We start from the raw sequence: 15,742 nt of genomic DNA on the forward strand, positions 1-15,742 counted from the left end.
TCCCTTGTGGACATCGGAACGGTGTGGTCAGCGCAGGAATCCGGTCAGGGGCAGGTTCAGCTCACGAATCCCCTGCACGACGAGGTTCGCCATCTCCGTCCCGCCTTGCGCGGAGAAGTGGGTGTTGTCGCCGGTTTCCCTGGTGAGGTAGATCCGCTGGGACGCCGTCGGGCCCAACGACTCGACCAGCGCCTTGCTCTTGGCGGTCAGGTCGATCACCGGCACGTTGGCGCTCCGGCCGAGCGCCCGCATCACCGACGGCAGGTCCACGCCCACGCCGTTGACGTGCAAGGCGGTGGGCGTCAGCTTGGTGCCGTTGAACTGCCTCCGCACCGGCGGCGTCACCAGCACCGGAACGCCGCCGCGTTCGCGAACCCCGTTGACCAGCTTGGTGAGGTTGTCGCGGAAGGCCGTCGCGCTCGTCGTCTTGTCGTTGTGCCCGAACTGGATGAGCACCAGGTCCTTGCTCTTGATGAGGGGTTTCATCGTCGGGAAGAGCGCGCGGTTGGCCAGGAAACTGCCGGAACTCTCGCCGGAGTCACCGTAGTTCGCGACCACCGCCCCGTCGCGCACGCGGGCGGGCAGATGCTGACCCCAGCCGGCGTAGGGCGCGGTCGGCTGGTCGCAGACGGTCGAATCGCCCGCGAGGTAGGTCACCAGCGGCGCTTTGGCCGGGGTCACGGTCAGCGAACCGATCGCGGGAGCGCTACCGCTGAAGGTGATCTGCAGACCTGGTGTGCCGTTGCCGCCCTGGCCGGTCGGCTGGCCCTCGGGGTTGCGGACGTTGACCGTCGCGGTGGTGCGGACCACCTGACCGGCGGTGGTGGAGACGGCGGCCAGGACCTCTCTGCGCGCCTCGACCGACATCGAGGTGTTGGCCGCCTTGGCGGTGCTGCCGATTTCCACCGAGACGTCGTAGTTTCCCGGCGCCACGGGGAAGCTGCATTTGATCGGCGCGGTACCGGAGCATTGCGGTGGCAAGGCCGCCGTGGCCGCCACGGCCGGGATGGGCACCAGAGCGGCCGCGGCCGCACCGGCGGTGAGGACCGCGAGACGTTTGAGGATCACGGTTTTTCCTTTCACACGTTGAGAAAGCCATCCATGGCCACGGTCGGGCGCCGGTCCCGGCCCCAGGCGGTCATGTTGTATCCGGTGAACGGTGAATAGCCCTCGGGCTCCCAGAAGAAGGACCCGAGACCGCCGAAGCCCTTGATGCCGGTGATGAACTGGCGCAGGGAGTCGCGGACCTGACCGGCCTTGTCGATGGGACCGCCGTACTCGACCTGCATCACCGGCTTGCCGTAGGTGGACTGGATCGTCCGCATACTGCCCAGGATCGGGGACACGTTGCCTGCCTGGGCGTAGGAGGACAGCGCGGTGATGTCCCACTTCCCGCCGTTGCCGCGGTAGGCGTTGAAGAACCGCTGGATGCTGTCCATCTTCTGCGGCTGGGCGAGATGCACCATGACCGGGGTGGCCGGGAAGACCTGTTTGGACACGTCATAGGCGCCGTTGAGCAGGCCGGTCATCTGGGCCGGTTTGCTGACACTGCCGACGGGGGAGCAGATGCCGCTGTTCTGCTCGTTGCCGATCTTCACCCAGCCCGGTGTCACACCGCCCGCCTTGAGCAGTTTCAACGAGTCGTCGACGTATTTGCGCAGTGCGTCGCGCATCTGCGTGTAGTTCATGTTCGCCCAGGCCTTGGGCGGTTTCTGTACACCGACGGAGTTCCAGGTGTCGCCGAAGTGGAAGCCGAGCAACACCTGCATGCCCGCGTCCCGGCAGCGCTGCGCCATCTTGACGGTCTCCTGGATGCCGCAGTGCCCGTCGGTGGGGCTGTTGGAGGGGTTCACCCAGGTGCGCAGGCTGATCGCGGTGATGCCGTAGCTCTTGAGGATGGTGAACAGATCCTGCCGCTGACCGGATTTGTTGAGCCAGTAATAGCCGTTGGCCTCCATTTGCGGCATCCAGCTGATGTCGGCGCCCTTGACGAACGTCGCCGCGGCCTCGCTCTGCGCGGCCGGGGTGGCTGCCGCCGGCCCCAGGCTGCCCGCGCCCAGTGCGAGTGCACCGGCACCGGCGGCGGCGCCGATCAGCAGACCGCGCCGGGAAACGCCGCCGGTATTCGTCGTGTCGGTCATGGCGAGCTCCTTGTCGTGAAAGCGCTTTCTCAAGACGCGGTGAACGGCATCCTCGTGTTCGGCGGGGGCTTCGGGGCATGACACGACGCCCCGTGCTTCAGCGGGGATGGCGAAGAAGGGGAAGGGGGAAACAGGCGTGGTCGAGAACTCCAGTGGTCATTCGATCTCCTATGATCGACGACGTGACGAACCGCCTACACGGGGCTAGGTCTGTGAACGTACACACTCGACCACGCACGGTTCTGTGAAGATAGAACCGCATATGCGAGCTCGTTTCAAGACTCCCACTGAAATTTCTGTGAACGTGCACAGTCGGCCCAGGGCAGCGGGGGCCGGCGCCCGGCGGTGAAGGCGGCTACCGCTGTTTCACGGTCGATTCGCGGACGACGAGTTCGGTCGGCAGGATCACCGTGGCCTGCCCGTCCCCGTTGATCTGGGCCAGCAGCTGGCGCACCATCACCTCGCTGATGCGGTCCCACGGTTGCCTGATCGTGGTCAGTGGCGGACGGGTGCCGAGCGCGATCGGCGCGTCGTCGAAGCCGCCGACGGCGATGTCTTCGGGTACCCGTCGGCCTGCCCGCTCGATGGCCGTCAAGGCGCCGATGGCCATGAGATCCGAGGCGACGAAGACCGCGTCGAGCTCCGGCGCGCGAGCGAGCAGCCGCTGCATGCACGTCTCGCCGCTCGCCTGGCTGTAGTCACCGACCTCCACCAGCCGCTCGTCGTAGGCGAGATCGTATTCGGCGAGCACCTCGCGATAGCCCGCCAGCCGTTCCACCCCACCCGGAGTGTCCTCGGGGCCCGCGATGGTCGCGACATGTTCGCGGCCGGAGTCGAGCAGGTGGCGCACCATGTCCTTGGCGCCCTCGCGGTCGTCGACGGCCACGTAGGACAACGCGCCGCGCTGGCCGAGTGGCTTGCCGCAGCACACGAGCGGGAGGTCGACGCGCCGCAGATGGTCGATCATGGGGCTGCCGCGGTGGGAGGACACCAGCAGGACGCCGTCGACAGGGCTCGCCGAGAGGTAGCGGGAGACGCGACGCCGTTCGGCGTCGGTCCCCGCCGTGATCAGGACGAGCGGGACGTCGTGCTCGGCCAATGCCTGGGTGCAGCCGCGCAGCAGGGTGGTGAAATTGGGGTCCTCGAAGAACTTGTCCTGTGTCTCCGACAGCAGGAACGCCACCGAGCCCGCGCGCTGGGTGACCAGGCTCCGTGCCGCGCGGTTCACCACGTAGCCGAGCTTGCGGATGGCGGTGTTGACCGCCTCCTGGGCGGCGGGGCTGACGTTGTGCCCGCCCTGCAGCACGCGGGAGACGGTGCCGCGGGAGACCCCGGCCTCCGCGGCGACGTCGTGGATGGTGGGCGGGCGCTTGGCCCTTCCCCGCGCACGCCTGTGCGGCGTTGTGTCCGTCATCGGCCCCTCATCTGTCGCGACTCCTGGTCACGACTTTACGGCTCCGGACAGCGGATCGACGTGCCAGTGGCGCTGGAGGCTCGGGAACAGGGCGATCAGGGGGATGACCGAGCGCAATGCCCGCAGCAAGATGGGTGCGTCCTGTGAACGTGCACAGTACGGTTTCGAGGTCACTACTTGTCAAGAGCAGGGTCTCTGCGGTTACCTTGAGGAACTCGACAACACCAATCTGTGCACGATCACAGCAATTGGGGGGCGCGGATGGCGGCGCGGTGGCTGACCACGGTCAGCGTCGGGATCTTCACCTGGTCCCTGCTTCCCGACCGCGGCCTGCCGATACCTGTTCTTGAGTTGCTCACCGGGGAAAGCGTCACCACCCGTGTCCAGGTGCCCGCCGGTGAGGTCCGTGCCGTCGTGCGGCCACCGATCCGTCCCTGGGGACCCGGAACAGCGACACCGTAGTCCGAATCATCTGGAGTGAACGATGAGAACTGTCACGACGGTAACCCGCGCCTTCCTGGTCGCCTTGGCCACGGTGGTCTCCAGCGCGGTCGTCGCCGTTCCGACGAGCAGCGCGGCGGCCGCGGCGACCTATTACGTAGCACCGAACGGCAGCGATGCCGCGGCCGGGACGCAGGCTGCTCCGTGGGCGTCGATCGCCCGTGCGCAACAGGCCGCTCGGCCGGGGGACACGGTCTATTTCCGTGGCGGAACCTACGCCTATACCCGTGCGGAAAGCGGTTGCTCGAGCCAGACGGCCCAAGTCAACGCGATCAGCCTGAACAAGAGCGGCAGTGCGGGAAGCCCGATCCGGTACTGGGCCTACCAGGGCGAGAAGCCGGTCTTCACCTTCTCCGGGATGAAGGAAGACTGCCGGATCAAGGGCTTCAACGTCTCCGGCAGTCATCTCCATCTCAAGGGGCTGGAAGTCGTCGGCGTGCCGCAGAACAACAACCGTAATCACGAGTCGTGGGGTCTCTGGATCTCAGGCAGCGACAACGTCTTCGAGCTGATCAACACCCATCACCACATGGGCGCCGGACTGTTCATCAGTGGCGGGAGCGGCAACCTCGTGCTGAACTCCGACTCGCACGAGAACTACGACCGGCGCAGCTCCAACGGGGCGGGGGAAAGCGGCGACGGATTCGGCTCGCACTACACCCCGGCCGGCCGGGCGGCGAACGTCTTCCGGGGGTGCCGCGCGTGGTGGAACTCCGACGACGGGTTCGACCTCATCTCCACTTACTCGCCCGTGCTCATCGAGAACTCGTGGTCCTGGCGCAACGGTTACGTGCCGGGGACGACGACGGGCGCCGGCAACGGGGCAGGTTTCAAGATGGGCGGCTTCGGCGGCGACTACGACGCCAGGGCGGTCAAGCACACCGTCCGGTTCTCGGTCGCGTTCCTCAACAAGGCCGCGGGTTTCTACGCCAACCACCATCCGGTGGCCAACGACTACTTCGGCAACACCAGCTACGGCAATCGCCCCGACTTCGACATGAGGGGGATCGACTCGAGCGGCGCCTCGGTCGGCAGGGGCAACCTGCGCAACAACATCGCCTATACCGGCACGCTGCTGGCGAACATGAACGGCACGACAGCCTCACACAACTCCTGGGACGCCGGGGTTCCCTTGTCGGACGCGCAGTTCCGGAGCGTGTCGACGTCGGGCTGGGACGCGTCTCGTCAAGCAGGCGGCGATCTGCCGGTGCTGCCCCATCTCCGTCTCGCCGCGAACAGCGCGTTGATCGACAAAGGCACCGATGTCGGCCTTCCCTTCCAAGGGAAGGCTCCTGATCTCGGTGCCTTCGAGCAGTCCGTATCGCTTTCCCGGATGAATGAGGAAAGGGTGACACCATGAAGCGAACAGTACGAGTGGTTTCGCGACGTTGGAGAGTGCTGGCCGCGGCAGCGCTGCTCGTGGCGGCAGCCGTACCGCTTTCGGCGTCCGTCGCCACGGCCGGGCCGTCGACCGACAGAGGGCTCAAGACACTGGTCGCCGACTACGAGACCCGCGTCCCGGCCAAGTACACGCCAGATTCCTGGAAACCCTTCGCCAAGGCGTTGACCACCGCGAACGCCGTCGCCGGTCGTGCGTCGGCCACCGCTTCGGAGGTCGCGGGCGCCAAGACGGCGTTGATGAACGCCGCCGCCGATCTCAAGGCGGCCGACGAGGGAACGTTCCAGACGATCACGAACAACACCTTCTGGAACGACACGAGCGGCAACCCCATCTATTCGCAGGGCGGCGGTGTCTTCAAGTTCGGCGACACCTACTACTGGTACGGCGTGCACTACACCGGCGCCGAGCTCTACCGGGCCGATCCGACGAAGAAGTACGACGGAAACGTCAGTTTCGTCTCCATCCCGGTGTATTCGTCGAAGGACCTGGTGAACTGGAAGTTCGAGAACCGGGTCGCGACGCGTTCCACCGGCGTCGGCAGCGGCGCCAACCTGGGTGGTGCGGGCTGGGTCGGGCGGCTCGGCGTGACATACAACGAGAACACCGGGAAGTACGTGCTCGCCGTGCAGATGTGGCATACGGGCAGGGGCGGGCACGGCGTCCTGTTGCTGCAGGGTGACTCTCCCACCGACACCTTCGACTACGGCTACTTCCAGACCCAGATCACCAACTCGCCCACGACCGGCACCGGGGACCAGACCGTCTTCACCGACGACAACGGGAAGGACTATCTGATCTTCTCCAACCGCGAAGGACGTTCTCGCGCCTTCGTGGCCAAGTTCCGGGAATCCGACTCGCTCCGGATCGAGCCCGGCGTGGAGATCGGCCGCAACTCCTCCGGCCGTGAAGGCAACGCCATGTTCAAGCTCGACGGCAAGTACTACCACGCGGCGTCGGATCTGCACGGCTGGAACACGTCGGTCAACCATGTCATGGAGTCCACCAGCGTCCAGAGTGGCTACTCGGGCGAGTACACGCTCGCCGGTACTGAGATGGACTACAGCCACGTGACCCAGACCGGGTTCTTCGTGACGGTCAAGGGCACCAAGCAGAACACGGTGATCTACGCCGGCGATCGCTGGGCCGACTTCGCCTGGAACGGTATCGGATACAACCAATGGGTGCCGATCACCAAGACGGGCGCGAGGCCCCAGTTCCACTCGGTGAGCCAGTGGCAGTTCAACGCCACGACAGGCGAGTGGCGGGTCGGACCGCGGAACAACTACGTCCTCAATCCCGATTTCCAAGCTGATCGCGTCATCGTGCCGCAGCTGACCGGCTGGACGAACTTCAGGGAGTCGGGCCCGAGCTCGCTCGTGACCAACGTCAACGGCGGTGCGAACGGAAGTCGCTTCGGACTGCGGATCGGCGCCGCGCAGTCCTACGCGGGTGGGGTGCGCCAATCGGTCACCGTACCGGCGGGCACCTACAAGCTGGCCCTTTCCGCGAAGACCTCAGGACAGCTCAGTGCCGCGCAGGTGACGGTCACCGACGCCGCCGGTAAAGCCCGCACGCTCACCATCCCGGCGTCGAGTGGCTGGACTGGCCGCGAACTCGCCGACATCCCGTTGTCCGCCGGTGCCGCCACCGTCACGGTGCGCGCGGCGAGCGGCAACGGATACCTGTTCGTCGACGGTCTGTCTCTCGTCAAGGTTTCCGGCTAGCCGCCTTTCGCCCGCTTGAAGTCCGTGAAGGCCTCCTTGAGGGGCTCGCCTTCGCTTACCCACTGGTGTGGGGCTTGTGCGGGTCGCCGGTCCACCGGTCGTGAGCGAGCACAAGCTTGATGCGAGACCGGGCGACGATGCCCGCGGAACCACCCTCGTCCAGGTCAGGCGTAGGCCAAAGTCCGTGAAGGCCTCCTTCCCTACTCTCAAGGTAGGGAAGGAGGCCTTCACGGACTTTCCGCTCGAGGGGGTGCTGCTGAGTGGGGAAATGGTGTTCGCCGAGGAGAACCGGCGCCGCCCTCACTGTCCACAAGGGACATGTTTCCGCTGAGCGGCGATGACGGTTATCGGGCGGCGTGTCCGGGGCCCGGCCGCGGCCAGCGTGGCGTCCCGGATTGGCGGTCCGGATCACGCCGCTGCTCGCGTCGCGTTTGCCTTACCGCTCTGGACGTGAAGGCCTCCTTGAGGGAATCAGATTCCCTCAAGGAGGCCTTCACGGACTTGGCCGGCTACCGAAGGCCCGCCATGATGGCATCGATGATGCCCTGCTGAGTCACGGTCCGAGAGCTTCGGTTGAACAGTCCGAAGCCGTACCTGCCGTTCGCGCCGTTGTCCCAGTAGACGGGAGCTGCCCCGTACTTCTTGGAAGTGGCCACGATGGCACGCGCGAAGTCGGCACGATACCTGTTGTTGGACGAATCGAACGATGTCTTGTCGATCGAGCCGAATTCGCCGACGACTACCGGATATCCCTTCACGACGAACTTGTCGTACATCAGCTTCAGCTGTGAATCCAGGTAGTCCTCCTGTCCCCAGGTGGACTTCCTCGCCGGGTTGGTCGCCGCGCGTCCCCACTGCGTGATGGTGCTGTTTTCTTCCCCGGCGAAGTCCCACGGGGCGTAGTAGTGAACGGAGATCATGATCCGATGTTCGCTGGCGGGGATGGAGGGGGACCGGTACTGGTCGGTCGGCAGCACGAAGCCGTAGTTCCCCGCGGTGTAATCGATGTTCGTGTTCCAGCCGGGAACGAGCAGCCACCTCGAAGTGTTGTTCCCGCCCGCTTTGCGCACGGTGTCCACGAAGATCTGGTTATAGGCGTTGATGTTCGAGTAGCACGGTTGAGTCGGGCGGCCGAATTGCCCGTCGAAATTCTCGTTCATGGACTCCAGGATCAGGCGCTGGTCGTAGGACTGGAACCTGGTCGCGACCTGCTGCCAGACCTTCTGATACTTTGCCTTGATGGTCGTCTGGGCGGACGAATCGCAGATCAGCCAGGAGCCGTTGACGGTCTTGTAGCCGTCGCCGTGCATGTTGATCAGCACATGAAGGCCGCGGTTGTAGGCGTAGTTCACGACCTCTTGGATCCGGTTCAGCCAGCCGGAATTCACCGTGTAGTTCGGTCCTGGGCCGATGTTGTTCAAATACGAGACCGGGATGCGAATCGTTTTGAACCCGGCCGCTTTGACCTTGTCGATGAGAGCTTGCGTCACGGTCGGCTGGCCCCATGCCGTTTCGCTGGGATATCCGTTGGAGTTGGCTTCGAGCTGGTTGCCGAGATTCCAGCCCGCGCCCATGTCGGCGACGATCTGCGAGGCATTCAGCTGCACCGACGTCTCGGCCGATGCCTGATTCGCCAGGCCGGTCAGGGAACCGGCGGCCGCCAAGACCGCGGAAAGGAGGATCACCCTGAGTTTCCGTGCTTGTGAACCCATAGGTCGTTTACTCACTTTCGGTGAGGGGTGTGGTCGCACGATATCCGGACTGTCTCAATTTTTTGGCGCAGGAGACTTGCCGGAAAGACTTCCGCAGGGCAGAGCGCGAACGTATGCGCGCATAAGGAGTTCCTTCCGAGCGACTTTGCGCGGACGGGCGGCAGGGGATATCGAAGCGCTTCGATAACTATGGCATCGCTCACATCGGGGGTCAAGATTCTCTCCGCTCATGGAGCGCGGGTGCGTGAAGCGGAACCCCGGAGGCGAACGGAGTCGGCCCGCCTTACGTCTTTGCCGAGGTGGCGCTCAGCACCTCGCGTCGCGCTCCGCGCCGGAGAGGCGGGCCTGCCGATCGGCGAGCGGGCCACCCGCGCGAAGGAGGGAAGCCAGGGTTTCCAGCGGTTCGGGGACGACGCGATACCAGCTCCAGGTGCCGCGTCGTTCTCGTTCGAGGACGCCGGCGGAGACCAGTACCCGGAGATGATGGCTGAGTGACGGCTGGGGCATGTCGAATTCTTCGGCCAGGTCGCAAAAACACGCCTCACCGCCGGGGGAGTACCGCACGAGCGACAGCAGACGGATCCGCACCGGATCCGAGAGCGCTTTGAACAGCTTCGCAGCCGCCTCGGCGTCGCCGGGATCGACGACGGCGGCGGGTTCGGCCATCAGGAGGGTCACCGCGGTCGGCTTCCGGGTGCGGCTGTGCGCGCTCGCCATGGGCCCTCCTTCGCTCGTGGTGGCCGTCGATCCCACCCTACCCGCTGGATTGACAAAACTCGATCCAGTCTCTTCAATTGCATCGGCATACTTCGATTCAGTGGCACCAGGCCTTGGTCGCTGCTCGTTTCGCCCCCGGCCGACCAAGGAGAACGGGTATGACCCGCACGCCTGAAGTGCTGTTCGTCTGCGTGCACAACGCGGGCCGTTCGCAGCTGGCCGCCGCGTTGCTGCGGCACTACTCGCTCGGCCGCATCGCCGTCCGGTCCGCCGGTTCGGAGCCCGCGGAGAAGGTGAACCCGGCCGCCGCGGCCGCGCTCGCGGAGTGGGGGCTGGACATCACCGACGAGGTGCCGACCAAGCTGGCCACCGAGGATGTCGAGGCCTCTGACGTGGTGATCACCATGGGGTGCGGTGACACCTGCCCGGTGTTCCCCGGCAAGCGGTACCTCGATTGGCCGCTGGAGGATCCGGCGGGCCAGGGCGTGGCGGCCGTGCGCCCGATCCGGGACGAGATCGACCGGCGCGTCCGCGGCCTCGTCGCCGAAATCCTCGACGCCTGACCTTCCTCTTCCAGTTCCAGGAGACCAGCACTGTGACCCGAACCGCGGACCCGGCCGACGCCGACGTCCTGCACAAATTGTCCTTTTTGGACCGCTTCCTCCCGGTCTGGATCGTCACCGCGATGGTGGCCGGTCTGCTGCTCGGCAGCGTCGTGCCCGGTCTGCGGGAGGTGCTGGACGCGGTGAAGATCGGGCAGGTGTCGCTCCCGATCGCGCTCGGGCTGTTGCTGATGATGTACCCGGTGCTGGCGAAGGTCCGCTACGACAAGCTCGGCACCGTGACCAAGGACAAGCGCACGATGGTGCTTTCCCTGGTGCTCAACTGGATACTGGGTCCGGCGCTGATGTTCGCCCTCGCCTGGCTGCTGCTGCCGGATCTGCCCGAGTACCGGACCGGGCTGATCATCGTGGGGCTCGCCCGCTGCATCGCGATGGTGATCATCTGGAACGACCTCGCGTGCGGTGATCGTGAGGCCGCGGCGGTGCTGGTCGCGCTGAACTCGGTCTTCCAGGTGGTCATGTTCGGCGTACTCGGCTGGTTCTACCTCGATCTGCTTCCCGGCTGGCTGGGCTTGGGCACGACGGCCTTGGACTTCTCGCCGTGGGAGATCGCGCTGAGTGTGCTCGTCTTCCTCGGCATCCCGCTCGCCGCCGGATATCTGTCCCGCCGCGTGGGGGAGCGGAGCAAGGGGCGTGACTGGTACGAGGGGAAGTTCCTGCCGAAGATCGGCCCGGTGGCGCTGTACGGCCTGTTGTTCACCATCGTGATCCTGTTCGCACTGCAGGGCGACAACATCACCTCTCGTCCGCTCGACGTCGCCCGGATCGCGTTGCCGCTGTTGGTGTACTTCGCGGTGATGTGGACCGGCGGCTATCTGCTGGGCAAGGCCTCCGGGCTGTCCTACGAGCGGACCACGACGCTGGCGTTCACCGCCGCGGGCAACAACTTCGAACTCGCGATCGCCGTCGCGATCGGTGTCTTCGGGGTGACCTCCGGGCAGGCGCTCGCCGGTGTCGTCGGCCCGCTGATCGAGGTGCCGGTGCTGGTGGCGCTGGTCTACGTCAGCCTCTGGCTGCGGAAACGCTGGACCGCGGCGTGACAGGGAGAGTGCGGGCCACCACCTGCGCCGCCACGGCCGCGGACCGATCCGGCCTCGTGTCCTATTCGGACTCCTGACCGGTCGACGATCAGGTCCGGCCGGTGCCCATCCCTTGCCACAGCAGATCGAGAAGGTCCGCGACGTCGCGCTCCCAGTCGCCGTTCGGATCGAGGTACAGCAGCCCGCCCAGGCCGCGAAGGACCGTCTCGGGGTTTAGATCCGCGCGGACGGTGCCGGCGTCGACATTGGCCTTCAGCAACGTGGAAACCGCGCCGATCATGGCCTCGTAGGCGTTCGCGGGGAGTTCGCCGTGAGAGGCCGTCGCGGCGCGCAACGCGTCGGCCAGGCCGCGTTTGGTCATCATGTAATGCGCCAGATGGTCGATCGTCCACTTCCGGAAGGCCTGCTCCGGGGCGTGTTTCTCGAGCAGGCTCGGCACGATGTCGACGAGCTGACGGACCTCGCGGCGGTAGACGGCCAGGATGAGGGCTTCCGGGGTCGGGAAGTGCCGGTAAACGGTACCGACGCCGACCTCGGCCTGTTTCGCGATGGCGTTGAACGAGACCTCGCCCGAGCGGGCCAGTGATTTCGCCGCCGCGGTGAGGATGCGTTCGTGGTTGCGCCGGGTGTCCGCACGCCGCGGGCTGACCGAACCCGTCGTCATGACCCTCCCGTCCGCCGCTCCGGTTCTCCGTGAATGTAGCCGAGGAGTCCGCTGGACCTGGAGCGACTCCAGGAAATAGGGGCGTTGCGCAGGGGATTGTAATCCGCTAGCGTGAAAAACGAAGCGGATGAATATCCGGTTCACTCCGTGAACCCCACCACCCACAACCTACGCCGTCAGGCCATCCGGCCGTGACGATCCGCGGAAGGGATTCAGTGGACATCTCACTCGAAGTCAACGGCCACACGGAACACCTGGATGTCGAGCCGGGTGTGACGCTGCTGGACGCGCTGCGGGAGCGGCTCGCGGTCACCGGCCCGAAGAAGGGCTGCGACCGAGGGCAGTGCGGCGCCTGCACGGTGCACGTCGCCGGACGGCCGGTGCTCTCCTGTCTCACTTTGGCCGCCACGGTGAAACAGCCGGTGACCACGGTCGAAGCACTGTCCACAGGGGACGCACTGCATCCGGTCCAGCAGGCGTTCGTCGATCAGGACGCCCTGCAGTGCGGGTTCTGCACCTCCGGGCAGATCATGTCGGCGGTCGCCGCCGTCGAACAGGACGTCCAGGACGTCCGGGAGTTCATGTCCGGCAACCTCTGCCGGTGCGCGGCCTACCCGAACATCATCGCGGCGGTCGAACAGGCGAGGCGAGCCGATGCGTCCCTTTGACCTGACCGCGCCCACGACCGTCGAAGCCGCGGTCACCTCGCCGGGCACCTTCCTGGCGGGCGGGACGACCCTCGTCGATCTGATGAAACTCAACGTCCTCACGCCGAGTCAGGTCCTGGACATCAACGAGGTGCCGTTGCGTGGCATCGACACCGCCGACGGGCTGCGGATCGGCGCGCTGGAGCGGATGAGCGACATCGCCGGACACCCCGGCGTGTACCCGGCGATCTCCCGGGCGCTGTTGCTCAGTGCCTCCCAGCAGATCCGGAACATGGCCAGTATCGGCGGGAACCTGATGCAGCGCACCCGCTGCTCGTACTTCCGTGACGTCGCCATGCCGTGCAACCGCCGGGATCCCGGTAGCGGTTGTCCGGCGATCTCGGGTGCCAACCGGATGCACGCCGTGCTGGGCACGAGCGATTCGTGCGTGGCGACCCATGCCAGTGACGTGGCCGTCGCCCTGGTCGCCCTCGACGCGGAGCTTCGTCTGGTCAGCGCCTCCGGGACGCGCACCGTCGGGCTGGGCTCGTTCTACCGCTTGCCAGGCGACACCCCCGAGGTGGAGAACGAGCTGCGCCCCGGTGAACTGATCGCCGAAGTCGTGGTCCCCCCGCTGGAGTGGGCGTCGAACTCCACGTACGTCAAGGTGCGGGACAGGTCGTCCTACGAGTTCGCGCTGTGCTCCGCAGCGGTCGCGCTGGACGTGCGGGACTCGCGCATCGTCGACGCGAGGGTCGCGGCCGGCGGCGTGGCGACCGTGCCGTGGCGGCTGCCCGAGGTCGAGGCGGCCTTGCGCGGCGCACCCGTGACGGTCGCCGCCTTCGAGGAGGCCGCGGCGCTGGCCGCCGAGGGCGCGCGTCCGTTGTCCGGGAACGGATTCAAGATGTCGTTGCTGCGAAGGACCATCGTCCGCGCACTGCTCGAGCTGACCGAGGGGAGCCACTGATGACCAGCAGGGTGGACGGGCCGCTGAAGGTCACCGGTCAGGCCAAATACGGGGCGGACCACACCTTCCCGGGGCTGCTCCACGGATTCGTCGTGACCAGTTCGATCGCCCACGGCGAGATCGAGGCGATGGACGTCACGCAGGCGAAGGGCGCTCCGGGCGTGGTCGGCGTCTACACGCCTTTCGATCCGCTGGAGCTGCGCGCTCCGGTCACGCCGTTCTTCGGTGAGACCTGGGTTCCGTTGCAGGACAAGGAAGTCGTCTACCGGGGCCAGCCGATCGGCTTCGTGGTGGCCGAGACCTACGAACAGGCTCGCGACGCGGCGATGCTCGTGGAGGTCTCCTACCGGCCGCTACCCGCGCTGACGTCGTTTCAGGACGGACTGGCCTCGGCCGAAGACGCCCCTGCCGCCCGGAACGGCGAGCCACCGACCCTCGAAATCCTCGCTCCCGGCGTGGAGTCCATCGAGGACGCGCTGGCCGCGAGCCCGGTGGTCGTGGAAGCCACCTACTCCACCGCGCCCCAGCATCACGCCGCGATGGAACCGCATTCCGCGGTCGCGGTCTGGGGTCCCGACGGGTTGACGGTCTACAGCGGAAACCAGGGATCGGATCTGCAGGCGGCGGAGCTGGCCGGCGCGCTGGGCACCGAGCCGTCCGAGGTGCACGCGGTCAATCCGTACGTGGGCGGCGCGTTCGGCGGGAAGGGCCGCACCTCCACGCCGGCGTTCCTGGCCGCGGCGGCGGCCAGGGTCCTCGACAGGCCGGTCAAGGCCGTGCTCAGCCGGGAACAGGTCTTCACCGCGACGGCGGGCCGGGCCGCGACCGTGCAGAAGATCGCCCTCGGCGCGGAGCACGACGGCACGCTCAACGCGCTGCGCCACGATTCCTGGTCCAGCACCGCGATGGACCGGTCGTTCGTCGAGCCGACGTCACACGGCACCTCGCGGGAGTGGTACTCGACCCGGAACCTGGCCATCAGCCAGAAAATGGTGCCGCTGAACATCCCGCCGACCACCTTCATGCGGGCGCCGGGCGAGGCGCCCGGCTCGTTCGCGCTGGAGAGCGCGATCGACGAGCTCGCGATCGCGCTGGGAATGGACCCGATCGAGCTGCGCCGGCGGAACAACTCGACCGCACCACCCGGCAACGATCTGCAATGGTCGAGCAAACACCTCGACGAATGCTTCCGCGTCGGCGCGGCCCGGTTCGGCTGGGCGGATCGCGCTCCACAGGGCCGGGTCGACGGCGACTGGCTCGTGGGCCTCGGCACGGCCACCGCCATGTTCCCCGCCCTGCGGTTCCCGGCCACGATCGAGATCACCCTGCGGCCCGACGACACGGCCGTCGTCGCGACCAGCGGTGCGGATCCGGGTACCGGCCTGCTGACCGTGCTTTCCCTGGTGGGCGCGGAATCGCTGGACATCTCCCCGGACCGGATCGTGCCGAGGCTCGGCGATTCGGCGCTGCCGTCCGGCGGCCTGTCCGGGGGTTCGACCGCCACCGCGAGCGCGGGATCGGCTATCATGATCGCCGCCGCCAAGGCGATCGACGATCTGGTGGCACTGGCGTCGGCCCCGGGGGCGCCCTTCGACGGCATGGACGTGTCCTATGCGGACGGTCGGGTGCTGGCCGGAGACCGGACGATGACCTTCGGCGAGCTGTTGCGGGCGACGAACCGCTCGTCGATCTCCGTGACCGGCTCGTCGGCTCCCGGTGAAGAGCTGACGAAGCATTCGTTCAGCTCCTTCGGCGCCCAGTTCTGCGAAGTCCGCGTGCACCAGTGGACACGCGAGATCCGGGTGTCCCGCCTGCTCGGCGTATTCGACGCCGGCCGGATCATCAACCCGACGGCGGCTCGCAGCCAGATCATCGGGGGCATGATCTGGGGTGTGTCGGCCGCTCTGCACGAGGGGCTGGAGATCGAGGCCGACGGGCGCTTCGCCAACGGCGATTTCGCGAGCTATCTGATCCCGGTGAACGCGGACATCCCCGAGGTCGACGTCCACTTCGTCGAGTACCCGGACACCCTGCACAATCCGGTGGGGGCGAAGGGACTCGGCGAGATCGGCGTCGTCGGGATGGCGGCGGCGATCGCCAACGCCGTCCACAACGCCACGGGCATCCGGGTCCGGCACATCCCCATCCAGATCGAGGATCTCCTCGACCAGCCGTAGGACGGGGCCGGGC

14 protein-coding genes are annotated in these 15,742 nt (G+C 66.7%); 8 read left to right on the forward strand and 6 right to left on the reverse strand.

The window, feature by feature from the left end:
- Positions 1 to 27: 27 nt before the first annotated feature.
- The 3 genes from ACZ5ZX_RS29500 to ACZ5ZX_RS29510 form a co-directional block, all read right to left on the reverse strand.
- Positions 28 to 1,068 carry a rhamnogalacturonan acetylesterase gene (locus ACZ5ZX_RS29500; RefSeq protein ID WP_465505241.1) on the reverse strand — a complete coding sequence of 347 codons (1,041 nt, stop codon included), beginning with the start codon at positions 1,066 to 1,068 and terminating at the stop codon, positions 28 to 30.
- Between the two features lie 11 nt (positions 1,069 to 1,079).
- On the reverse strand, positions 1,080 to 2,141 hold the full coding sequence (locus ACZ5ZX_RS29505) for a glycosyl hydrolase 53 family protein (RefSeq protein WP_465505242.1): 1,062 nt from the start codon (positions 2,139 to 2,141) through the stop codon (positions 1,080 to 1,082).
- Positions 2,142 to 2,496: 355 nt separating this feature from the next.
- Positions 2,497 to 3,555 carry a LacI family DNA-binding transcriptional regulator gene (locus ACZ5ZX_RS29510; RefSeq protein WP_465505243.1) on the reverse strand — a complete coding sequence of 353 codons (1,059 nt, stop codon included), beginning with the start codon at positions 3,553 to 3,555 and terminating at the stop codon, positions 2,497 to 2,499.
- Between the two features lie 261 nt (positions 3,556 to 3,816).
- On the opposite strand from ACZ5ZX_RS29510, the gene ACZ5ZX_RS29515 reads away from it, so the two are divergent.
- The 3 genes from ACZ5ZX_RS29515 to ACZ5ZX_RS29525 are packed head-to-tail and all read left to right on the forward strand — an operon-like array spanning position 3,817 to position 7,182.
- Entirely contained in the window at positions 3,817 to 4,017 is a 201-nt protein-coding gene (locus tag ACZ5ZX_RS29515; protein WP_465505244.1) for a hypothetical protein, read from the forward strand.
- A gap of 22 nt (positions 4,018 to 4,039) precedes the next feature.
- Positions 4,040 to 5,416 (forward strand): right-handed parallel beta-helix repeat-containing protein, encoded by a 1,377-nt coding sequence (locus ACZ5ZX_RS29520; protein ID WP_465505245.1) that lies wholly within the window; start codon positions 4,040 to 4,042, stop codon positions 5,414 to 5,416.
- Positions 5,413 to 7,182, forward strand: coding sequence for a family 43 glycosylhydrolase (locus tag ACZ5ZX_RS29525; RefSeq protein WP_465505246.1), 1,770 nt, complete (start codon positions 5,413 to 5,415; stop codon positions 7,180 to 7,182). The genes ACZ5ZX_RS29520 and ACZ5ZX_RS29525 overlap by 4 nt, the downstream gene beginning before the upstream one ends.
- A 509-nt stretch (positions 7,183 to 7,691) precedes the next feature.
- Here the strand turns inward: ACZ5ZX_RS29525 and ACZ5ZX_RS29530 are convergent.
- Together ACZ5ZX_RS29530 and ACZ5ZX_RS29535 are read right to left on the reverse strand one after the other, a co-directional pair.
- A complete protein-coding gene (locus ACZ5ZX_RS29530) occupies positions 7,692 to 8,867 on the reverse strand; it encodes a glycoside hydrolase family 5 protein (RefSeq protein WP_465505247.1) in 1,176 nt (391 codons plus the stop codon).
- 333 nt (positions 8,868 to 9,200) lie between these two features.
- The gene (locus tag ACZ5ZX_RS29535) at positions 9,201 to 9,611 is read right to left on the reverse strand and encodes an ArsR/SmtB family transcription factor (RefSeq protein ID WP_465505248.1); all 411 of its coding nucleotides are present in this window, start codon (positions 9,609 to 9,611) and stop codon (positions 9,201 to 9,203) included.
- A gap of 158 nt (positions 9,612 to 9,769) precedes the next feature.
- On the opposite strand from ACZ5ZX_RS29535, the gene ACZ5ZX_RS29540 reads away from it, so the two are divergent.
- Together ACZ5ZX_RS29540 and arsB are read left to right on the forward strand one after the other, a co-directional pair.
- Positions 9,770 to 10,174: an arsenate reductase ArsC gene (locus ACZ5ZX_RS29540; protein ID WP_465505249.1), complete on the forward strand. Its 405-nt coding sequence runs from the start codon at positions 9,770 to 9,772 to the stop codon at positions 10,172 to 10,174.
- 32 nt (positions 10,175 to 10,206) lie between these two features.
- Positions 10,207 to 11,274: an ACR3 family arsenite efflux transporter gene (arsB, locus tag ACZ5ZX_RS29545; protein WP_465505250.1), complete on the forward strand. Its 1,068-nt coding sequence runs from the start codon at positions 10,207 to 10,209 to the stop codon at positions 11,272 to 11,274.
- A gap of 88 nt (positions 11,275 to 11,362) precedes the next feature.
- Here the strand turns inward: arsB and ACZ5ZX_RS29550 are convergent, their stop codons facing one another.
- A complete protein-coding gene (locus tag ACZ5ZX_RS29550) occupies positions 11,363 to 11,938 on the reverse strand; it encodes a TetR/AcrR family transcriptional regulator (protein WP_465505251.1) in 576 nt (191 codons plus the stop codon).
- A 215-nt stretch (positions 11,939 to 12,153) separates the two neighbouring features.
- Here ACZ5ZX_RS29550 and ACZ5ZX_RS29555 point away from each other — a divergent pair, with 215 nt between their 5' ends.
- From ACZ5ZX_RS29555 to ACZ5ZX_RS29565, 3 genes are read left to right on the forward strand one after another with little or no spacing between them, the layout of a single operon-like run.
- Entirely contained in the window at positions 12,154 to 12,606 is a 453-nt protein-coding gene (locus ACZ5ZX_RS29555) for a (2Fe-2S)-binding protein (RefSeq protein ID WP_465505367.1), read from the forward strand.
- Positions 12,593 to 13,552 carry an FAD binding domain-containing protein gene (locus ACZ5ZX_RS29560; RefSeq protein WP_465505252.1) on the forward strand — a complete coding sequence of 320 codons (960 nt, stop codon included), beginning with the start codon at positions 12,593 to 12,595 and terminating at the stop codon, positions 13,550 to 13,552. The genes ACZ5ZX_RS29555 and ACZ5ZX_RS29560 overlap by 14 nt, the downstream gene beginning before the upstream one ends.
- Complete coding sequence (locus tag ACZ5ZX_RS29565; RefSeq protein ID WP_465505253.1) at positions 13,552 to 15,729, forward strand: xanthine dehydrogenase family protein molybdopterin-binding subunit; 2,178 nt, start codon at positions 13,552 to 13,554, stop codon at positions 15,727 to 15,729. Before ACZ5ZX_RS29560 ends, ACZ5ZX_RS29565 begins: the two co-directional genes overlap by 1 nt.
- Positions 15,730 to 15,742 lie beyond the last annotated feature (13 nt).

This window comes from Amycolatopsis sp. NPDC033938, assembly GCF_055575975.1.